This window comes from Anaerotaenia torta (genome assembly GCF_050433395.1).
GTDB classification, from domain to species: domain Bacteria; phylum Bacillota; class Clostridia; order Lachnospirales; family Lachnospiraceae; genus Mobilitalea; species Mobilitalea torta.
Map to the genome: position 1 here is coordinate 191,158 of NZ_JBNPXH010000007.1, position 18,941 is coordinate 210,098.

Consider the following 18,941-nt stretch of genomic DNA (forward strand, 5'->3'; position numbering starts at 1 on the left):
ACAGAAGAGCAGGAGGAACTGAGGAGTGCAGAAATTTAAATCACCGAAATATATAATGAGTGAATCCAAATGGAGCAGTATTAAAATTTTGTTCATATCTATAATTCTAATGTTATCTATATTTATCCCCAATATAAACAGTAGTGCAGCAGAAGATAATTATGCAAGGCTATCGAAAAAGCAATTCTATATTTATGGTTGTAGAATTCCCTATTTGCTTGAGAATGGAGAGGACTATTATGTAAAATTAGAGTACTTGTTAGATTTAGGGCATATGGATGATTTTTATGATAAAGAAAATGTTTTTTATTTGTCCATGCAGGATGCAAAGCAGGAGAAATGGTATAATTTAGACTGGAAGTCAGTTTACAAGCCGGGAGATAGGATTGGGGAAATTAAAAGGAATAAAGAAATTACCATATATGAAGACTACTGGGAAAAAACAGAAGTCAACATGGAGGTATATAATATTAAGCAAATACCTTATATTAAAATTAGGGATTTTGATTTTGAGAATCATCCACTTAACTATGATGAAGAGGCAGAAGCTTTTTATATTGGGAAATTACCCACGGGTGAACTAAAAAGGGATACCATATATGAGTTTCTGGTAAAGGCAAAGGGGAAAGCCAAAACAGAAAGGGATATACTGCAGAATGTACATAATTATCAAATTCTTTTTATGAGCTATAATTATGATTATTCCACCGTGAATACCAGTTTAAGAATGTTAAAAAATCAATCATCGGCTTTAAATGTATTAAAAGGGAAAAAAGGTATTTGCTTTATGTATGCCGAATTATATAAAGAAGCATGTGACAGGCTGATGATCCCATGTAATTTGGTAACTGGGCAGGCAGGCGGTGACAGCCACGAATGGAATCAGGTCTATGTGGATGGAAAATGGTCTTATGTAGATGTTACCTGGGACGATCCGATCGGTAATAAATATAAGAAAGTAAATGATATAAGACAGAAGTATTTCCTGATTGACGCCAAGGCGCTGAAGAGCTCACATTATTGGCAGGGAGAAGGTTCCGATTACCCTGAGTTTAGCAAATCATGGAGTAAAATAGATCGAAATAATATAAAGACCACAGAGGAGTTTCGTAAGGCAGCAGCTTATGCCGCCTACAAAGCAGACGGGGAAGAGAAAAAATATATTTTTAAAATTACTGCATCTAAACCTTATTCAGTAGACAGCGGGATAGCGTTTTTATATCATTATGGCGGTTGGTATTCTTTTTCACGTACAAGAAGCAAAGACGGAAAAACAATAACGATTATATTTAACAATTATTAGAGATCGAGGGTGCCTACTATTAGATGAAATAAGAGGTGCCTGATATCCCAAAACCTGGGGCGTCAGGCACCTTACTCTACTAAGGACCTTAATGCGGCTTACTTTACATTAACTTCAATATTCTGATAAAATCCTTCTTCCTTCGGAGGATGGACCTGAAAGGATAATTCCTTCTCAATAACGCGGCCATCTTTCATTTTGATTTCTAAAGTAATAATGGCCGATTCAAGCTCCTTATTTAATGAATCTCGGTATATTTTACTTCTTGTCTCGATATAATTTTCTGTATCCTTGAGATTTTCCATATATTCTTCGTTATACCCGTAGTTACTGAGAACGGCTTCCTGATAAATGGAAACGGTATACGGATAAGCGGTAGCATCCTGCTCATCATAAGCTATCGTATACTGATTTCCGTAAAACTCCTTCTCGTTTTTATGGGGATGGTCTGGGTCTATGACACGCGGCCAATAACAGAACTCTCCTTTGTTCAGGGTATAGGTAAGAGATTCGATGCCTTCTCCTTCTACGTTAAAATAACAATGAAATGCTCCTTTTGAACTATAATTATTGGACGAACTGGTGGGTCCAGATGCCTCGATATGCATTGTGATTCCATTTTCATCATCTGTGTAAAGATCTCCCTGATGAGCTGCCTCCCCGTCCTCTGCAGCTTCGTCTGCCGGTTCCAACTCCTGTGGATTTTCTTCTGCACCGGAATTCCATTCCTTCTCAAACAGCTCTATATATGCATTTGCCTTTTCGCTGTCAGCCTTAGAAGGATCTAATTTCATGGGAAACAAAATATTAGTCCCAGGGTAATCATCATTTACCGTAATTAGTCCGGTTGTTTCATCACAATGATAGGCGTCCGTACTGTAAAAGGAAGTATCTAATACAATCAGATACAATTCTCTATCCGCGAAGGCTTCAATACTGTCACATTCTATGATACGGTAAAGAATTCCATCAATAATTTGTGAAATATAGCTTCCGTTCATTGAGGCAATATTATATTTCCATGGCTTCAACCCTTGAATTAACGGGGATACAAACAATCGATCCTCATATGTTATTTCAGTCCCATCACTTCTTTCTATGGCAACAGCAACATAGGTTCTTTCCGGAGTAAGATCCCATGAGGCAGCGGCTTTTTCGCTGGCAGCATCCCCGGCGATACTGCTGGTCCTTTCACTCATGGACTCCCCGGTTACATGTCCCAGATAAGTGGCCTTATATGCACCGTCCGTTACACTCTGATATACTTCCTCGCCATCCTTCCGGAACGCCTCGCCTAGCTTATTATCATCCATTTTATCACTGATTTCCTTGGGTGATAACAATCTTTGAGCAGCATAGATTGAGACGGGCAGAAGAAGAGTAGCTGCTATAATACATGCTGCTGCAAGGTAGCGTTTATTTCTCCATTTCATTGGTTGATCCTCCTTCATTTCGGTTATGATTCTATGATTTAGTGCCTCTGAGGGTGTTTCTGTCGGAGAAAGGGCAGATTTTAAGAGTTCATCCATCTCTTTATATTCCATAATCATACACCTCCAATAATTCTTTTACTAATTTCCTGCCTTTGTGAAGTCTGCTTTTTACAGTTCCATTGGGGATACGCAGCGCCTTTGAAATGTCGTCCACCGACATTTCAGCCGTATAATACAGATAGATTACCAGCTGCAGCTTTTCGGGCAGCCGTTTTACCTCTCTTCGGACGGTTTGGATCATTTCGTTGCGAAGAATTTCTTCTTCCGGCTGCATGGTAACTCCATAGAAGGCTGAAAACACATTTCTTTCAACCTTATCCTGCGTGAGATTCTCATCAAGCACTTCCCATTTGACAATCTTTTGCCTGACGGCATGCTTTTTCCTGTGATTTTGCCATACCTTAACTGATATCCCCATCAAGAAGCTCTTGGGGTTGCCACTGCGGTCGAGTCTGTGGCATAGCTCGACCGCTTTTAAGAGGGTGTCCTGATATAGATCATCTGCCTCCAGCCTGTTTCCGGTGAGGTTGCAGCAAAAGCTGTAAAGCTGCTTTCCGTAATCAACGATCAGCTGATTTAATTCTTCTTTTGTCATATTTGCCGTCCTCCCTGTTAACATAACTGCCTCTTACTGTTTATTGTAATGAAAATGGAATCGGTTCATTTCTATAATCTTTATGTAAAAACCGCTGCCAGAACAGCAGTCACTGCATTGTTCTGACAGCGGTTAGAATAACCGGATTTATATGGTATTAAGTACAACATGGAGCCTGTCCCGGAAAATTATCTGCGGTCAAAGGCCTGTTCGCAGTAAATACAACGGTACTGCCCGGTTGCACGGTCTGTCAGCTTGAAGGTATGGACAAGACCAGGTTCTATGGAGGTAATGCATCTTGGGTTCTTGCATTTTAAGATATTGGATACGCGCTCCGGTATCGCGGTGGTTTTCTTTTCAATAATCTTTCCGTCTTCAATGATATTGATGGTAATCTGATGATCCAGAGCGCCAAGGATATCCAGATCCAGATTCTCCATGGTTCCCTCAATCTTAATGATATCCTTCTTGCCCATCTTATTGCTCTTGGCGTTCTTAATAATGGCGACGGATACGTCCTTATTCTCCAGATCGAGATAGGAGTAAATCTTCATTGCGCCGCCCGCCTTAATATGATCAATAACGATTCCCTGATTCAGCCCGCCGATATTCAGCATTCTTCCACCTCCAATAATTTCATAATTAAAGCCATACGGACATAGACGCCGAATTCGGCCTGCTTAAAGTATACGGCACGGGGATCCTCGTCCACCTCGATTGCAATTTCATTGACTCTGGGCAGCGGATGGAGTACAAGCATGTCCGGCTTACCGAGAGCCATTTTCTTGGAGTCCAGAATATAGACATCCTTTAACCGGATGTAATCCTCTTCATTAAAGAAGCGTTCTCTCTGAACTCTGGTCATATAGAGGATATCAAGAGAGGGCATGGCATCCTCAAGACTGCGGATTTCCTCAAACTGAATATTGTTTGCCTTCAGTACCCCCTCACGGATATAGGCGGGAATGCGAAGCTCCTCCGGTGAAACCAGCACAAATTTAATGTTATCATATCTTGCCAGGGCATGGATCAGAGAGTGGACGGTACGTCCGAACTTTAAATCACCGCAAAAACCAACCGTTAAATTATCTAACCGTCCTTTGAGATTCTTAATGGTTAATAAATCGGTAAAGGTCTGAGTGGGATGATTATGACCGCCGTCACCGGCATTGATAACAGGAATAGAAGAATGAGTAGAAGCAACGAATGGGGCGCCTTCTTTGGGATGGCGGATAGCACAGATATCTGCATAGGATGAAATAACTCGAATAGTATCAGCAACACTTTCGCCTTTTGCTGCCGAACTGGAATCAGCGGATGAGAAACCCAGGATATTACCTCCAAGATTAAGCATTGCAGCTTCAAAGCTAAGTCGGGTCCGGGTACTTGGTTCATAGAATAGTGTGGCCAGTTTCCTGCCACGGCATACATCGGCGAATTTCTTGGGATTTTCAATTATCTTTTCGGACAAATCCAGAAGATCACCGAGCTCAGAAACAGTAAGGTCAGTCGGACTGATAATATGTTTCATAGACACCTCCATAGGTTAATAAATGAAATAGGACGAGATTGCATTTTATCCCTTAACTATTTATATTAATATAATGATGTTAAAAAATCAATATGCAAATTCAAATTTAATTAGGGAACTTTTAAGAAATAGCCAACGAAATTACGTGCGAAGTGAGTATATAACCAGATTATTATCTGAATAATACATTCATAATAATTAGTTATATAATAATTTATAAAAAGTCGAATAATAGTATTGACAAATCAAAAAGCATATAGTAAAATAAACTCATAAACAGAGAGGATAAAAGAAGTTGCTGAGAAAGCAAATTCATACAGAAGGGACTGATTCCATTGAAGAGATAAATAACTCATATAATGGTAATAACCCTCGAAGCTTGGAGGGATTACTATAGATGATGTTATAAGAATATTTCAGAAAGGAAGGTACAGACCACCGAAAACATTATTGTAACACCCCAAAGCAAATAGGAAAGAGGTAGTTCAGGAAAGTAAACATTTCAAGCAAGCAAGTAGTTCAAGAAAGAGTGTTAAGGAAACAAGAGTATGAAAGAAAGGACGGTACAGACCACCAAACACGTCAGTTGGAACACCTCAAACAGATTTTAGGTAGGTACAAAGACCACCAAAGGCTTTGAGCAATATTACAAAGCAATTCTGAAGATGAGATGGCAAGTACCAGGTAGGTATGAATAATTTAATAGTTTAGAGGGAGAGTATCTTATCGTAAAGCAGATACTCTCTCTCTTTTTATTATAAATTCGAAGAAAACACGAAATTATTTACACATTTCATTTTTCCTATGGTATAATATTTGGAGGTATTTAAAGTCAAGTCATGAAAGGTGTGCATATATGATTCAGATTTCGCGTACAGGGATACGGAACCTGGCGTCCAACGATACGACCTATGCACGTGGATTGCAATATTATAAGGACAACCGCATTGTAAATGCGACCTATTCCAATACAATCAAGCAATATCGTCTTACCGTCCGGGGAAACTATAATTATTCTGTTACCATAGATGAACAGGAGGACGGTTCTTTTGATTATGCCTGCAATTGTCCGTCCCGTCTGAAGGATCAGGGTGCCTGTAAGCATGTTGTGGCAGCCTTGCTCTTTGTGCTGAAATACCAGGAGCGCGCCCTGCTGACGGAGTCGGTTAATCCCAGTGAACGGAAGGTAGTGCAGCTTCTGGATTACTTTATGTCACAGGAGGATGCGGCCTTGGTGGGGGAGACCTTTGCCCTGGAGGCAGTTGTCAGCATTCCTTCCATTCTCAAGGGTGAGAACGGCAGGGCCATGGTTTCCCTGCGGGGAGGAAGCAGCCGCAAATATAAAATCCAGACTATCAAGAAATTTCTGGCGGATATTTATCATAAAGAAAGCTTTGCCATCGGCAAGGAGTTCAAATATGTCAGCGGAGAGAGCACCTTTAATGCGGTTTCCCTTGGACTGCTGGATTATCTCCTGGGAATTTATGAGCTGCAGGAGGTGGTGGACAGCACGCATTTTTCAAAGATATTCTCCAAATCCCAGATGATTATCACGAAAAATATGCTGGTCAAGATCCTGGAGCTTCTGTGCGGGACGCCTTTTATCCTGGAGCTGTATGGGAAGGTGTATTCGGATGTGGTGTTTGTTAAGGGAAATCCCAAAATCGCATATCAGCTGTCTCTGGATGAGGATTCCATCAGCATTGATTATCAGGGCAAGGAATCGGTTCTGCCGCTGACGGAGACCGGGGAACTCCTGTTTTATGACGGAGTGGTTTATATGCCGGATAAGAAGTTTATCCGCAATTATAAGCCCTTTTATAACAGCCTGGGTAAGGATAAGGAGCCGCTGACCTTCCGGGGGGATAATAAGACCAGCTTCTTAGAGCATGTTCTGCCCAGAATCAGTGAAACCATGATACTGGATGTCCCGGAAGAGCTTCGCAGCCGGTATATCACCTGTGATATGGAGGCAAAGCTCTATTTCGACAAATATAAAACAGGGATTAAGGCGGAATTAAAATATAAATACGGTGATTATGAATTTAATTCCTTCGGAAATGCGGCAGCAGGTTCCTACATTGTGGTCCGCCAGAGAGAGAAAGAGGATGCCATCATATCTAAGCTTCTGAAGATGGGATTTGTCCCCTATAAAAATTTCTATCTGCTGAAGGATGAGGATGGAATCTATGATTTCCTGTCCGGGAGGGTGATGGAGCTGGAGGAATGCGGGCACCTCTATTATTCAGAGGATTTCCGGCGGCTTGGGATTCGGGCTCCGGGCAGCTTTAAAGCGGGGGTTCGGATGAATTCTGAATTCAATATGCTGGAGCTGGATCTGTCCTTTGCCGAAGTACCGAAGGAGGAACTGAAGGAATTACTCCATTCCTATCAGGTGAAGAAGAAGTACTACCGGCTCAAGAACGGCAGCTTTATCAATCTAGAGGATAAAACCATCAATGAGGTATCCCATATATTGTCCTCCTTGAATATTAAGGACAAGAATTTAAAAGAGGATGCCATGCTTCTGGAGAAGCAGCACGCTCTTTACCTGGATAAGGCTTTCTCCAACCAGAAATTTGTCTTCGAGCGGGACAGGGATTTTATGGCCCTGACGGAGAGGATACTCAACCCGGCTAAGACAGAGCATGTGCTTCCTCAGGGAATTCTGGCGGAGCTTCGCCCTTATCAGCTGACCGGCTACAAATGGCTCAAAACTCTGGCCGAGAATGAGCTGGGCGGAATTCTTGCCGATGATATGGGTTTGGGTAAGACGCTGCAGTCCATTGTGTATATCGCATCCTGCATGAAGGAGGGGGCGGGAGCGCATCATCTGATTGTATGCCCCACCTCCCTGATTTACAACTGGCAGGATGAGATTGAGAATTTTGCCCCGTTTCTGAAGGCGTTGGTTATCACCGGCAATCCCGCGGAGCGGCAGGAGGCGATTGAGAGATATGGGGAGTATGATGTTTTGATCACTTCTTATCCTCTGATCCGCAGGGACATTGTGATGTATGAGAAGCTGGATTTTCATACGGTGTTCATTGATGAAGCCCAATATATCAAGAATGATTCCTCCCTGAATGCCAAGTCGGTAAAGCGGCTCAAGGCGAAGCACCGCTACGCGTTGACCGGTACGCCTATTGAGAACAGTCTCTCCGAGCTTTGGTCCATCTTTGATTTCATCATGCCGGAGTACCTTTATTCCCATTCCCGGTTTGTGGAGCTGTATGAGAAGCCTATTATGAAGGAGGACAGCCAGGCCCTCAGCGATCTGCACCAGCACATTGAGCCGTTTATCCTGCGCAGGATGAAGAAGGATGTTCTCACAGAGCTTCCGGATAAATACGAGACCAAGATGCTGACGGATATGTCCGACGGGCAGAAGCTGGTATACCTTTCCTTCCTTGAGAATATCCGGAGTGAACTGCACTCTGAAATTGAGGAAAACGGTGTGGAGAAGAGCAGGATGAAAATACTGGCCGCTCTTACCCGCTTACGTCAGATTTGCTGCCATCCCTCCACCTTTCTGGAGAATTACCAGGGCGGCAGCGGGAAGCTGGAGCTTTTGATGGAGCTGATACCGGAGGCAATTGCCAATGACCATCGCATTCTGGTATTTTCCCAGTTTACCTCCATGCTGCGCATTATTGAAGAGGAGCTGAAGGAGCTGGATATTCCCTATTTCTATCTGGAGGGTGCCACTGCAACCAAGGATCGAAATGATTATGTAAAACGCTTCAATTCCGGTGAGGGCAAGGTGTTCCTGATCTCATTGAAAGCAGGAGGAACCGGGCTAAATCTGACGGGAGCCGACACAGTGATTCATTATGATCCCTGGTGGAATCCGGCGGTGGAAGATCAGGCGACGGACAGGGCCTACCGGATCGGACAGCAGAATAAGGTTCATGTAATGAAGCTGATAACAAAGGGAACCATAGAAGAGAAGATTTTCAAGCTTCAGCGGAAAAAGAAGGAATTATCCGATTCCATCATCAGCTCGAAGGAAGTATTTATTAATTCTTTATCGAAGGCGGAATTGGAGGAGCTCTTTGCACCGATGTAGAAGATGGGCGAAAGAAAATGGATGGAAAGACGCCCGGATGAGGTTTGGCAATAGATTGAATACACTTGGATATACTTTAATCGGGAGTGGATGCAGTTAAGGAAAATAACGCATCTACTCCCGATTTTTTAAGTAATATTGCAATGATAAGCTGTTATTTTATAACGGCCTTTCTGATCAGGACACTGAAGGAGATGGCAAATATAATTTTAAGCAAGTCAAACAGTACATAAGGAAATACACATATGGTCAGTGCAACATAGAAGGTCTTTCCGGTAATAAAGGTAAACCATACTGTGCCTATCAGATAGCAGAGCACTAAGGAGAAGGTCATGCCGAGAAATAGAACCAACGGAAAAACCAACCTTTCAATAAGAAGAAACCGCTTCGTGCCCTGAGGCTTATACTTCTTAGCTAATTTGTAGGAGAGCGCTGTGACGAGCGCAACCAAAGGATATGCCATCAGATATCCGCCGGTCATTCCTAAGAGGCCTCCTACTCCGCTTTTAAAGCCTGCAAAAACCGGAAGGCCAAAGGCTCCCAGCAGAAGATAGGATAGGACGGACAGAAGAGCATATCTGGGAGCTAATAACGCTCCGGTAAGAAAAATAGATAAGAGCCCTAAAGTAAAAGGGATAGGCTGGGTGGGAATGGATATCTGAGAGAGAACGCAGATCACAGCAGTAAACATTCCCGTTATAACCAGATCCCTGGTGTTAATTCTTTGTGTCTTTTTAGCAGTAGTATTCATATTTGTCATTCATTCCGGACATCAGGGCATATGCCTAAGGCAGATATTCTACCTGATTCCTTTCCTTTCTTTGATATAGATTGATCGCTGTTAGCTGCTATCTGGCGGCCCGTACACTAACCTCGCCGGAGTTCAGGGCTTCCGTTGTTCCGTCCTCATATGCTACCACAAGGCGTGCCTTCTCATCGATGTCCAGGGCCTTTGCAGGATAAGTATCCTTGCCTTTTAACACAAGAATATTCTTGCCAAGCAGGAAGGAACGCTTACGGTATTCCTCCATGTAACGCTTTTCTGAAAGCTCCTTCTTATAGATTGCCAGATGATTCAGCACCTCTGCCACCAGAATGGAAGTGACCGGTGCATCGGAAGGCTTTTCTGCAAAAAGAGAGCCGGCAATATTTTTAATCTCTTCGGGAAACTGGTTGGCTTCTATGTTAATTCCGATTCCCACAACCGCATATTCCAGTCCGCCGTTTTCAAAATTCAGAGAGGCCTCCGTTAAAATACCGCATACCTTCTTATCTGCGATATAGATATCGTTCACCCACTTGATCTCAGCCTTAACCCCGGCAACAGCTTCCATGGCCTGAGCCACCGCTACCGCGGCGGCAGTAGTGATCAGCAGGGAATCCTCAAGGGTCAGCTTCGGCCTCAATATCACAGAAAAATAGATCCCGGAGGCTTGGGGAGAGTAGAAGGAACGCCCCATTCTTCCCCTTCCTTCGGTCTGTTCCCTGGCAACTAGTACAGTTCCCTCCCTGGCCCCCTTTGCGGCCATTTCCTTGGCAAGGGTATTGGTGGAGGTCACTGTCTGACGCACCTCCAGATCAAAGAAGGCGGCATCCCCCCGAAGATAAGGAACAATGCTTGCGGCTGACACAATATCATTTTCCGCCTGCAGACAATAGCCTCTGTTGGTCACCGCAGTAATGTGGTAGCCCTCCTTTTGCAGGGCTTTGACAGCTTTCCAGACAGCGCTCCGTGTGACATATAAATCATTGGCTAGTTTAGCGCCATTGATGGACTGGCCGCGGTTTTCTTCTAATATTTTTAACACCTGATATTTTAGTTCCATGGAAAACATCCTTATTCTGTATATACATGTTTTGTGTGTCCGGTTTTCATTATAACAGGTTATGGTCCATTGTCAACCCAGCACAGCAAAAGAGTCGACAATCTTTGCTGATCCTGTAAAGCAGGAGGATAATTATTATAGCTGAAGCAAGGATGGATGAGCATAAGGAACAACTTACAGCTCTATGACTTCTTTCTGAAGTCATAGAGCTGTAAGTTGACATAATAATATTATGTTGTCATACACCGTATAATGTGTTTCTATTGTTCAAAATTAGCATTATAGTATTCTTCAATTAAGCGGTCAAGATAGGAGAGGTTTTGAGCTCCGAACTGATCCAGCAAAAGTTCTCTTACGGCATCCGTCATCTTGATATAGTTCAATTCCTCCGATATATCGTCGTTATAGATGGAAGCCAGATAATCCTCTGTCATATGCTCAGCCAGCCAGCTGTTGATATCCTCTGTCAGCTTATTTTCCTGGGCTATCTCTGTCTTTATCGATTTAGCCTTTGCATTGGTAGATACTCCAACATACACAAAATAGGCAAATAATGCTCCCATGACCGTATTGGGAATCCATCCGTTCAGAACGGTTAAAATGCCCGCCATGTTGAGGATAACAAAAATCAGCCCGGCAATTCCAAAGAGTAAGAAGATCCACACAGTGCCTGCAAGATCCTTATACCGGTCTGCTTTGAAGACATATGCGCCCCGATCCTCAGAAGCCTCCGAGTCATCTTCGTTCTCAGGGATTACGTCCATGCCCTCATCCTCTGACCGGGTGCCCTTTTGCACATCATCCTCTGCGAAAAACTCAGCATCCTCTTCCTCCAGCAGTTCAATTTCCGGGTTCTGTTCATCGGGTAAGACATTGCCGTCGGTTTCCGGCTTTCCTTCCTCTTCAGAGGGGTCTTCTTCCAGGGGGCTTTCTACATCTTTGGAAGCCTCATCCCTGTAGAGCCCTTTTTCAATATTCTCACGTTCTACAAAATAGAAAGCCTGATACAGCTTTTTCGCCTGCTTTTCCTGCCGGGGAGGGAGACTTACCACATAGACCTCTCTGGAGCTATCATAAGAAAGCTGGGAGGGCAGAGAAGAGTACTGGAAATAACTGACCAGCTTTTCTGCCAGCTTTTTGCTTTCCGATTGAAAGAAGGGGAGGAGCTCCGCAGCCTCTTCCAGGCTCTCAACCAAAGCGGCTCCGCAATCGGCGCATTCCGTAAATCCTTCTTGATATTCGGTATTGCAATTTGGACACCAGGGCATAATTTCAACTCCATTCTTATATAGTAATATAAATGATTAAAGCGTCAAAAGCACCTTCGACACTTTGATCATAAATTTAATGAAAGAGGACGCCGCAAAATATATTTTATTCCGCCATAAAGCGGTGGAAGGCCTTCTTCCCTTTACGAACCAGCAACGCGCCGTCCTGGTCAAAATCTTCGGCCGTCATTACCTTGGAGAACTCCGTTACCTTGACATCGTTAACCGTTACTCCGCCCTGTTCAATGGTACGTCTCGCATCGGAACGGGAGGTGGCAAGCTTTGCGTCGCACATCATGGTGATCAAGTCGATTCCTTCCTCAAATCTTGCGGCAGGGTAGGTAGTGGTGGGGATATCCTCTGATTTCATACCGCCGCCGAACAGAGCCCTTGCGGCCTCCTGAGCCTTGGCAGCTTCCTCCTCACCATGGACGATCTTGGTGATTTCAAAGGCCAGAACCTCCTTGGCGTGATTGATCTCGGCATCCTTTAAGGCTCCCAGGCGCTTTACTTCATCCATGGGCAGGAAGGTCAGCAGTCCCAGGCATTCCTCAACCTTGACATCCTCGATATTTCTCCAGTACTGGTAGAATTCATAGGGGGTTGTCTTATTGGGATCCAGCCACACGGCACCCTTCATGGTCTTGCCCATCTTGATTCCCTCGCTGGTAGTGAGAAGCTTGAAGGTTAATCCAAAGGCGGGCTTCTGTTCCTTGCGCCGGATCAGATCAACGCCGCCGAGGATATTGGACCATTGGTCATTGCCGCCCAGCTGAAGGGAACAGCCGTATAATTTATTCAGCTTCCAGAAGTCATAGGATTGCATCAGCATATAATTGAATTCAAAAAAGGTCAGGCCCTTCTCCATGCGCTGCTTATAGCAGTCAGCAGTCAGCATCTTATTGACAGAGAAATGAATTCCGATTTCTCTTAAAAACTCCACATAGTTCAGATCCAGCAGCCAGTCGGCATTATTAGCGATAATGGCCTTACCGTCGTTGAAATCAATAAAACGGGAGAGCTGCTTCTGGAAGCAGTCGGCGTTGTGCTGGATGGTTTCAACGGTCATCAGGGTGCGCATATCGGATTTCCCCGTAGGGTCGCCGATCATGGTGGTGCCGCCGCCCAGCAGGGCAATGGGCTTATGTCCCGCACGCTGCATATGCATCATAGCCATGACCGTAAGAAAATGACCAGCAGTCAGACTGTCGGCAGTGGCATCAAAGCCTATATAAAAGGTTACCGATTCCTTTCCTAATAAATCCCGAACCTCTTCTTCATGGGTGCATTGTTCAATGAACCCGCGTTCCAGTAATATGTCATAAACATTGGTTGACATTGGTTTTCCTCCTTGTTTGTCCTTAACTAAGGACATTATAAATGATTACTATTTATATTTCAACGAAAAACATGATTTATATAACTTTGTCATATCCGCCTTCCGGCTACAATATAATGAATCAGGTAATACAAGCATTTTTTGTATCTTAGCTTCTCGAGGAGGTGCCTGGTGGATAGGATGGTTGGAGATAGGATAACAGAGGATAAAAGGGTGGAAGACCGGATGGTCCGACAGATTGAGAAAAACTTACATAGTAATATGAATGAGAATCTGTTTATGACGGGACGGGGGGATGCCGGGAGAAATGACAGGACAAAGGACAAAAGAGGGGATGGAGGAAGGGAAAACATATTGTCTGCTTCTTCGGATGCGGAGGCAGAGAGTCCTCTGGTTTCTTTGGATTATTATAATCCCGCCATACCGGTATCCAGGGCGGAATACATCAGACAGGCCAGGGAATCCTGCCTTCGTCAGCTGAGTGTGATGCAGAGCACGGCAAGAGCCTATGACAGTTACTATCTGGACAGCGCGCTGGAGAATGCCGAGCTGGAGCATGGACGAAAGGGAAAGCCCCTCAGACTGTTTCATGAGGAAAATTATACTGCCGAGGAAGAAGACAGCCTGAGGGAGGCGGCAGCTTTTCGGTTCCTGGTAATCCGCACAGTCTGTGCCCTGGTGCTGTTTCTTTCCATATTTCTGATCGACAAGCTGAATATTAATATCGGGAGCCTCACGCCCTCCGTGATCCAGGAATATGTCACAGGAAAGGATACTTTAAAGGAGCTTGAGAACATCGTTGTTACTTTGCTGAAGGATTGAATCTGGTTTTTGTTCGTTGTAATTTCATCTCATATCAGTTATAATATCGTAAAATGCTGGATAAAAGTCTGCGTTAACCGATTGCGATTGTATGGATGAAAGGATTAAAAAATGAGAAAATTAGCACTTTCCGATGAAATATTATTAACCGTTGAAAAGCCTGCCAGATACATCGGCGGGGAGGTCAACATGAAGATAAAAGACACGGACAAGGTGGATGTGCGTTTTTGCATGTGCTTCCCCGATGTCTACGATATCGGCATGTCACATCTGGGCATTCAGATCCTATATGATATGTTCAACCGCCGTGAGGATACCTATTGTGAACGGGTTTATTCCCCATGGGTAGATTTGGATAAAATCATGAGAGAGCAGGGGATTCCTCTCTTTGCCCTGGAGAGTCAGGAGCCGGTGAAGGATTTTGATTTTCTTGGGATAACCTTGCAATATGAGATGTGTTATACCAATATCCTGCAGATCCTTGAACTATCCCAGATTCCTATCTATTCCAAAGACCGTACCGAGGAACATCCCATCGTCATAGGAGGAGGGCCCTGCAGCTATAATCCGGAGCCCATTGCAGATTTTTTTGATTTCTTCTATATCGGAGAGGGTGAGACAGCGTATCATGAGATTTTGGATTCCTATAAGGAATACAAGAAGGCTGGCAGGTCTAGAAAAGAATATTTGGAGAGAGTGGCACAGATTGAAGGAATGTATGTGCCTGCTTTTTATGATGTAAGCTATAAACCGGACGGTACCCTGGGGCGGATGGAGCCGAATAATGTACACGCTCCCCGTTCGGTAAAGAAGCAGGTGGAAATGAATTTGAGCGAAACCTTCTATCCTACGGCTCCCCTAGTGCCGTTTATTAAGGCGACCCAGGACAGGGTGGTGCTGGAGATTCAAAGAGGCTGTATCAGGGGCTGCCGCTTCTGCCAGGCGGGGATGATTTACCGTCCCACCAGGGAGCGCAGCGTAGAATACTTGAAGAAATGCGCTTATGAGATGCTGTCCTCCACAGGGCATGAGGAGATATCCCTAAGCTCCTTAAGCTCCAGTGACTATTCCGGCCTCCAGGAACTGGTATACTTTCTGATCGAGGAATTCGGTTCCAAGGGGGTGAACATCTCACTGCCCTCCCTGCGTATTGATGCTTTTGCCCTGGATGTTATGAGCAAGGTTCAGGATATCCGCAAGAGCAGCCTTACCTTTGCGCCGGAGGCAGGTTCCCAGAGGCTGCGGGATGTGGTCAATAAAGGACTGGCGGAGGATTCAATTCTGGGCGGTGCCATGAAAGCCTTCCAAAGTGGATGGAATAGGGTTAAGCTGTATTTTATGCTGGGGCTTCCGACGGAGACGCTGGAGGATGTGGAGGGGATAGCGATATTATCTGACCGCATTGCCAGGGAGTATTATACCATACCGAAGGATCAGAGAAACGGCAAGGTGAGCGTTACCGCCAGCACCTCCTTCTTTGTTCCGAAGCCCTTCACGCCATTTCAATGGGCGAGGATGATTAACGGCAAGGAATACACAGAACGGCAGCGCTTCCTGAAAGGAAAATTCAATGAGCAGCTGAACCGCAAGAGTCTGACCTATAACTGGCATGAGGCGGGGCTGACCGAGCTGGAGGGAGTATTTGCCCGTGGAGACCGCAGAGTGAGCAAGGCGATTTATGATGCTTACCAGGACGGGTGTCTTTATGACTCCTGGTCGGAGCATTTTAATTATGAAAAATGGATGAATGCCTTTGAAAAGAATGGCATTGATATGGAGTTCTACAATGGTAGAGAACGAGAAGAGGACGAACTTTTCCCCTGGGATTTTATTGATGTGGGGGTTACGAAGGCTTTTCTGCTTAGAGAATATAAAAGGGCAAAAGCAGGAAAGGTGACCCCGAATTGCAAACAGGCCTGTGCAAATTGCGGTGCCAAGGAGTTTGGCGGCGGAGTATGCTTTGCAGAGGGACTGACCTATGAAGCAGTGGAGGAGGTTTCCGATGAAGGTAAGAATTAAATTTCAAAAATATGGTGCAATGAAGTTTGTCGGGCACCTGGATGTGATGAGATATTTTCAGAAGCTGTTCCGCCGGGCGGATATTGACAGTGAATACAGCAAGGGCTTCAGCCCGCATCAGATTATGTCCTTTGCGGCTCCGCTGGGAGTGGGACTGACCAGTGATGCGGAGTATTTGGATATACAGCTATTGTCGGCCCAGGAGCCGGAAGTGATGATAGAGCGGATGAACGAAGCGATTACCGTGGGCTTCCGGATTATCGGATATCATCCGCTGCTGGAGGCGGAAGCAAATACAAAGACAGTAACGGCTATGTCCCTGGTGGCATCGGCTGATTATCAGGTGTCTTTAAAGGATGGATATTCCATCCGGGAGGATATCACCTCCCAGGAAAGCTTTCAAAAAGCATTTCAGGAATTCCTGGAGCTGCCGCAAATTATAATGGATAAGAAGACGAAGAAAAGCGAAAAGGAAGTGGATATCAAGCCAATGATTACGATGTCCGCCTTTTCCGATGAGGACTACGAGACCAAACGGGCTGCCACTTTATGCGGGAACGCGAAGAGCGAGGCGGACAGCAGCGACTGTGGTAATTCGGAAGCTAATGGGTATACTGAAGCAGGCAGTAGCGAATATGGTAAGCTGAAAGCCAGCGAGTACGATGAGAGAGAGAACAAATTCGGCAGGCCGGAAAGTGTGGCCGAGGTATATGAGAACGGCATCAAGGTATATCTTCAGATGGATACCGGAAGTGCCGCCAATCTGAAGCCGGAGCTGGTGATGGAAGCTTTTTCAAATTACCTGGGCGTTCCCTACCGGCCCTTCGCCTGGCAGGTTCACCGCCTGGAGGTCTATACCAGAGATGCTGTAACCGGCAAACTGGCTGCGCTGGATCAATTGGAGCGATAAAGCATGGAGAATAAACTAATCATCACAAAGCAAGAAAATACAATTATCTCCGCCATCTTTGAGGGCAGGGATCTGCTCCAGATATCTCTGAATGCCGCAGAGGAGGATGCCATCCTGGGAAATATTTATCTGGGAAAGGTGAAGAATATTATAAAAAATATTAACGCTGCCTTTGTTGAGATTGCTGGCGGTAGAATGTGTTACTATTCCATGGGCGAAAACCGTTGTCCCATCATGGTGAAGGAAAGTTCTCCCGGAGGACAGGAGAATCCGGACAAAGGCCTGTCGCCCGCCGATAGAAAGGTAAAAGTAGGGGATGAGCTGATCGTTCAGGTAGCAAAAGAGGATGTTAAGACAAAAGCTCCGGTAGTCAGCGCTAATCTTAATTTTACCGGCAAATTTGCCGCCCTGACCTATGGAAAGCCCGCCGTGGGTGTATCCTCCAAGATCCAGAATGAAAAGGAAAGAAAACGGCTGAAGGAAATCGGAAAACGGATGCAGAGGAAGGATTATGGTTTTATTATCCGCACCAATGCGGCCTATATACCGGAGGACATTATAATCGGTGAGATGGAGAAATTAGTAGAAGCTTATGAGAATATCCGCAGATATGGAGTACATCAGAGCTGCTTTTCCCTGCTTTACCGGACCCCTCCCAAATATATCTGCGATCTTCGGGACAGCTATACCGAGAATTTATCGGAATTTCTTACGGATGATGAGGAACTATACAGGAATATGGAGGAATTTCTCAGAACCTATCAACCGGAGGATCTGGGAAAGCTGAGGTTTTATCAGGACCCCTCCATCAGCCTTGCCAGATTGTATGGTCTGGAGGAGAAGCTGGAGGACGCAGTGCGGCCCATGGTCTGGCTGAAATGCGGGGGAAGCCTTGTGATTCAGCCAACGGAGGCTCTGACAGTGATTGATGTGAATACCGGCAAAGCGGTGGCCGGCAAGAAGCCGGTGCAGGAGACCTTCCTGAAGGTGAACCGGGAGGCGGCAAGAGAGATCGCCCACCAGATCAGGCTGCGCAATCTGTCAGGAATCATCATTATTGATTTTATTGATATGGAACTGAAGAAGGACAAGGACCTGCTGATGGATGAACTGCAGGATTATCTCAAGAAGGATCCGGTAAAAACCACCCTGGTGGATATGACAGCCCTGGGCCTTGTAGAGGTGACGCGCAAAAAGGTTCGCAAGCCCTTGCATGAGCAGGTGGAAGAGGTGAAAAAGCACCGATGATTAAGACAAATGTAATGCGCCTGTTAGATCAGGAAGGAATTGGATATCGGGCCATGGAATATGAGGTGGATGAGAATCACCTTGGCGGAGAGCATGTGGCTGAGCTGATCGGTATGCCCCCGGAACAGGTATTCAAGACCTTAGTAGCAAAGGGAGAGAAGAAGGGGATTGTTGTTTTCTGCATTCCTTCGAATCTGGAATTGAATCTTAAGAAGGCGGCCTCTGTCATAGGAGACAAGAAGATTGAAATGCTTCATGTAAAGGAGCTTCTTCCTGTCACCGGCTATATCCGCGGCGGCTGCTCGCCTGTGGGAATGAAGAAGAAATTCCCGACTTATATGGATGAGACGGCAATTCTGTTTGATGAGATTACTGTCAATGCCGGAGTAAGGGGCTGCCAGCTTTGTATTTCAAGAGAAGCCCTGGTAACCTATATTGATGCCATACTTTGTGAAATTGCTGAATGAGAAAGACAAGGGCGTGCATCAGAAGCAACGGCAGGCGCATAAAGCGGATTG

Annotated in this window: 15 protein-coding genes; 7 read left to right on the forward strand and 8 right to left on the reverse strand. The window is 45.0% G+C overall.

The window, feature by feature from the left end; genetic code table 11:
• Positions 1 to 25: 25 nt before the first annotated feature.
• On the forward strand, positions 26 to 1,303 hold the full coding sequence (locus HNQ56_RS13130; protein WP_429146824.1) for a transglutaminase domain-containing protein: 1,278 nt from the start codon (positions 26 to 28) through the stop codon (positions 1,301 to 1,303).
• 98 nt (positions 1,304 to 1,401) lie between these two features.
• Here HNQ56_RS13130 and HNQ56_RS13135 read toward each other — a convergent pair whose 3' ends face one another.
• The 4 genes from HNQ56_RS13135 to pyrB all read right to left on the reverse strand — a co-directional run bounded on the left by HNQ56_RS13135 (position 1,402) and on the right by pyrB (position 4,922).
• Positions 1,402 to 2,736, reverse strand: coding sequence for a hypothetical protein (locus HNQ56_RS13135; protein ID WP_429146827.1), 1,335 nt, complete (start codon positions 2,734 to 2,736; stop codon positions 1,402 to 1,404).
• 100 nt (positions 2,737 to 2,836) lie between these two features.
• Entirely contained in the window at positions 2,837 to 3,391 is a 555-nt protein-coding gene (locus HNQ56_RS13140; RefSeq protein ID WP_429146830.1) for an RNA polymerase sigma factor, read from the reverse strand.
• 188 nt (positions 3,392 to 3,579) lie between these two features.
• On the reverse strand, positions 3,580 to 4,008 hold the full coding sequence (locus HNQ56_RS13145) for an aspartate carbamoyltransferase regulatory subunit (protein ID WP_429146831.1): 429 nt from the start codon (positions 4,006 to 4,008) through the stop codon (positions 3,580 to 3,582).
• Positions 4,002 to 4,922, reverse strand: a complete 921-nt coding sequence (gene pyrB, locus HNQ56_RS13150) for an aspartate carbamoyltransferase (RefSeq protein ID WP_429146834.1) — start codon at positions 4,920 to 4,922, stop codon at positions 4,002 to 4,004. Before pyrB ends, HNQ56_RS13145 begins: the two co-directional genes overlap by 7 nt.
• An 856-nt stretch (positions 4,923 to 5,778) precedes the next feature.
• Here pyrB and HNQ56_RS13155 point away from each other — a divergent pair.
• On the forward strand, positions 5,779 to 8,991 hold the full coding sequence (locus tag HNQ56_RS13155) for an SNF2 helicase associated domain-containing protein (RefSeq protein WP_429146835.1): 3,213 nt from the start codon (positions 5,779 to 5,781) through the stop codon (positions 8,989 to 8,991).
• A 154-nt stretch (positions 8,992 to 9,145) separates the two neighbouring features.
• Here the strand turns inward: HNQ56_RS13155 and HNQ56_RS13160 are convergent, their stop codons facing one another.
• The 4 genes from HNQ56_RS13160 to tyrS form a co-directional block, all read right to left on the reverse strand.
• Positions 9,146 to 9,751, reverse strand: coding sequence for a biotin transporter BioY (locus tag HNQ56_RS13160; protein ID WP_429146838.1), 606 nt, complete (start codon positions 9,749 to 9,751; stop codon positions 9,146 to 9,148).
• An 88-nt stretch (positions 9,752 to 9,839) separates the two neighbouring features.
• Positions 9,840 to 10,817 (reverse strand): biotin--[acetyl-CoA-carboxylase] ligase, encoded by a 978-nt coding sequence (locus tag HNQ56_RS13165; RefSeq protein WP_429146840.1) that lies wholly within the window; start codon positions 10,815 to 10,817, stop codon positions 9,840 to 9,842.
• Between the two features lie 260 nt (positions 10,818 to 11,077).
• On the reverse strand, positions 11,078 to 12,085 hold the full coding sequence (locus HNQ56_RS13170) for a hypothetical protein (protein WP_429146843.1): 1,008 nt from the start codon (positions 12,083 to 12,085) through the stop codon (positions 11,078 to 11,080).
• A 106-nt stretch (positions 12,086 to 12,191) separates the two neighbouring features.
• Complete coding sequence (tyrS, locus tag HNQ56_RS13175; protein WP_429146846.1) at positions 12,192 to 13,424, reverse strand: tyrosine--tRNA ligase; 1,233 nt, start codon at positions 13,422 to 13,424, stop codon at positions 12,192 to 12,194.
• Positions 13,425 to 13,595: 171 nt separating this feature from the next.
• On the opposite strand from tyrS, the gene HNQ56_RS13180 reads away from it, so the two are divergent.
• The 5 genes from HNQ56_RS13180 to ybaK all read left to right on the forward strand — a co-directional run bounded on the left by HNQ56_RS13180 (position 13,596) and on the right by ybaK (position 18,890).
• A complete protein-coding gene (locus HNQ56_RS13180) occupies positions 13,596 to 14,246 on the forward strand; it encodes a hypothetical protein (protein WP_429146849.1) in 651 nt (216 codons plus the stop codon).
• A gap of 111 nt (positions 14,247 to 14,357) precedes the next feature.
• Positions 14,358 to 16,265, forward strand: a complete 1,908-nt coding sequence (locus tag HNQ56_RS13185; protein WP_429146852.1) for a TIGR03960 family B12-binding radical SAM protein — start codon at positions 14,358 to 14,360, stop codon at positions 16,263 to 16,265.
• A complete protein-coding gene (locus HNQ56_RS13190; protein WP_429146853.1) occupies positions 16,249 to 17,175 on the forward strand; it encodes a TIGR03936 family radical SAM-associated protein in 927 nt (308 codons plus the stop codon). Before HNQ56_RS13185 ends, HNQ56_RS13190 begins: the two co-directional genes overlap by 17 nt.
• Before the next feature lie 3 nt (positions 17,176 to 17,178).
• Positions 17,179 to 18,423, forward strand: a complete 1,245-nt coding sequence (locus HNQ56_RS13195; protein WP_429146856.1) for a ribonuclease E/G — start codon at positions 17,179 to 17,181, stop codon at positions 18,421 to 18,423.
• Positions 18,420 to 18,890, forward strand: a complete 471-nt coding sequence (gene ybaK, locus HNQ56_RS13200) for a Cys-tRNA(Pro) deacylase (protein WP_429146859.1) — start codon at positions 18,420 to 18,422, stop codon at positions 18,888 to 18,890. Before HNQ56_RS13195 ends, ybaK begins: the two co-directional genes overlap by 4 nt.
• The last annotated feature ends 51 nt before the right edge of the window (positions 18,891 to 18,941 follow it).